At 45.7% G+C, this 2070-nt stretch carries 1 protein-coding gene and 3 pseudogenes; 2 read left to right on the top strand and 2 right to left on the bottom strand.

Annotation, left to right across the window (positions count from 1 at the left end; all coding sequences use genetic code 11):
- Positions 1–106: 106 nt before the first annotated feature.
- Positions 107–391 (top strand): annotated as a pseudogene (locus tag IQ211_RS18945) (STY4528 family pathogenicity island replication protein); the annotation flags it as partial.
- Between the two features lie 60 nt (positions 392–451).
- Here the strand turns inward: IQ211_RS18945 and IQ211_RS18950 are convergent.
- Positions 452–1084, bottom strand: a complete 633-nt coding sequence (locus IQ211_RS18950) for a hypothetical protein (protein ID WP_189761352.1) — start codon at positions 1082–1084, stop codon at positions 452–454.
- Between the two features lie 63 nt (positions 1085–1147).
- Between IQ211_RS18950 and IQ211_RS18955 the strand changes: the two are divergent.
- Positions 1148–1528: pseudogene (locus IQ211_RS18955) on the top strand (DUF3577 domain-containing protein).
- Here IQ211_RS18955 and IQ211_RS19785 read toward each other — a convergent pair.
- A pseudogene (locus IQ211_RS19785) lies at positions 1509–1936 on the bottom strand (type VI secretion system tip protein VgrG); the annotation flags it as partial. The pseudogenes IQ211_RS18955 and IQ211_RS19785 overlap by 20 nt on opposite strands.
- Positions 1937–2070 lie beyond the last annotated feature (134 nt).

Raw genomic sequence — 2070 nt, forward strand, 5'->3', positions numbered from 1 at the left:
ATATATGTGGCAGCTAATCAAAAAAGTTAAGATTTTTTTGAATGCCGCTTCAGCAACCACATGGAAAGGAATAGGAAATATGAAACTCTCATGATTATGAAAAGTTATATATAATTCACATAATAACTATATGATGGCGTCACCCTATAAAGGCAAGGCGTCGTGTGAAACCGTCAACCGGGTGTTACTGATGCTGCGAATAACCGGCTGGTTGAGTTTATGTAAGCGCATCCGTGATGAACACAGACGAGTGCGGGGCAATATCTATGCGCAACACGATGAGCCGCTGACCTGCCGTGATGCCGAAATTCTAGACCCGCACTGGCTGGATACCGTGGCGGAAGCCTGTCGCAGCAAAAACCGCACTGCCAGCCAGACGGCCCGGGATATTTGACCGCGTTTTCGGGCAGATATCAGCGGATGGAGATCAATCACATATATAATAAACATGTCAGAGAATATGATGTGGTACATAATTCCGCCATAACACAGCCCCGTTTCCTGTCCAGGGTGGGGGTGTCAGTTCTCTGTTCAACCAGAATAATATTTTTCGTTGTACCTGTGGGTGGTCTTTGTTTCTGTAGATCCACCTTAACTCTCTGGCTGTCACGTTTGTTTCAAGATCCGGATTCCCCGGATAGGGTTTTTTATTCACGACATATTCCATATTGATACCATCGAGGAGGAAATGAATATGCATATTTTCAGTCAACGCATTATTACCCAAGGTAACCCATGATAATGCGCCTTTACACTTTCTGCCTGAGATTCGGGAGTTGTTTTCATTCGGGTATGTGAGCGCAGTATGATATTTAGGATGGTCTGCTAAATAAGAAATAAAATTCTGAAAATACAGTATATTTTTTGGTAACGTCATATTATAAAATCGACATCTCCCTGTTGTTGATAGTTCCACTTCCCGTGGAACGACATATTGATCAATGGTTACTGCCTGAACATCAAATGCATCCAGATTTATTTTAAGGTGTAAAAAATCGGCGTATCTGGCTATTTCACGACGTAAGCCATAAATTAAATCACCGGGAGCAAACTCTTGATTGAAATAAACAGTGGGAGGTAACATTTTTCTTTCCTCATAGTTCTGATTAATTCAGATAGTGTACTCCTTTGCTTTATGCTCGTGTAAATAAATATCCGCCATGTCGGCACTGCTAATGGCACATTCCTGAGCTGCGCGATCAATGCGTTAAATGGTCCGAGTGATAATCCGGTCTATGTGCATTTTTGATATTACCGTGGTCGGCAAGGAGACTACCAGTCTGGTTAGTCGTTGCCAGAAGGCTGTTGACGAGGAAAAAAAGTGTTGCTGGGGTTTACCTTAAGCAACCCGTCAACCGATATTTTTACCCTGAAACGGAGGGATCGCTATTCAACGGAAGTGGTGGTGAGTGTCAATGGCACAATGCAGATGCTGGGAAGCCGTGGCGAGGCAAAACAGGCGGTGGCTCAGCAGACTGGGTATAAGCAGCATCGAAGCTACAGTCTTCTTTGTGGGTTTTGGTTTTAAACGTGGTGCGGGTCTTCGGGTCTTCGCGGCGGGTAAATATAGCGGCGGACGGTTGACGGCGTTATAGACACTGCCGGTCACTATCGGTCGGTCAATATCGCCGTTAAGGTAAGAAACAATCACTTCCGGCCCGACCACTGTGGCACTCTCATCCCCATCCGCCAGGGGCTTGTCATGAAATGGCGGTCGCCAGTCGGCATAGCCATCGATAAAGCTGAAGTCATTGCTGAGTGTGGTGCCCTCGCCGCCATTGTCACCCAGTGCCTGCGGGCAGCGACTCTGATGGTTGATCCCGACAATCTGCCAGCAGGTATTGAGCGGGGCATGAGGATGGGCGGCAATGTTGAAAATTTGCCCCGGCATCAGTTTGATGCAGTTACTTTGCCCGTTGCCGGTCTGCATCTGGTTTTTTTCAAATCAGAAGATAATGCTTTCTTCACGTATGGTTATAATACGTGTAGCATGTAGGCATAGAAAAATAAGTGCGCGGGATTATAATTTTCATCGTCAACCTGACATAATATTCAATTTCCATGTCAGCG

The organism is Xenorhabdus griffiniae (genome assembly GCF_015163655.1).
GTDB classification, from domain to species: domain Bacteria; phylum Pseudomonadota; class Gammaproteobacteria; order Enterobacterales; family Enterobacteriaceae; genus Xenorhabdus; species Xenorhabdus griffiniae.

What these genes read in the sequence shown, in the direction of transcription:
- IQ211_RS18950 (WP_189761352.1), bottom strand. Translation starts at nt 1,084, where the DNA reads ATGTTACCTCCCACTGTTTATTTCAATCAAGAGTTTGCTCCCGGTGAT.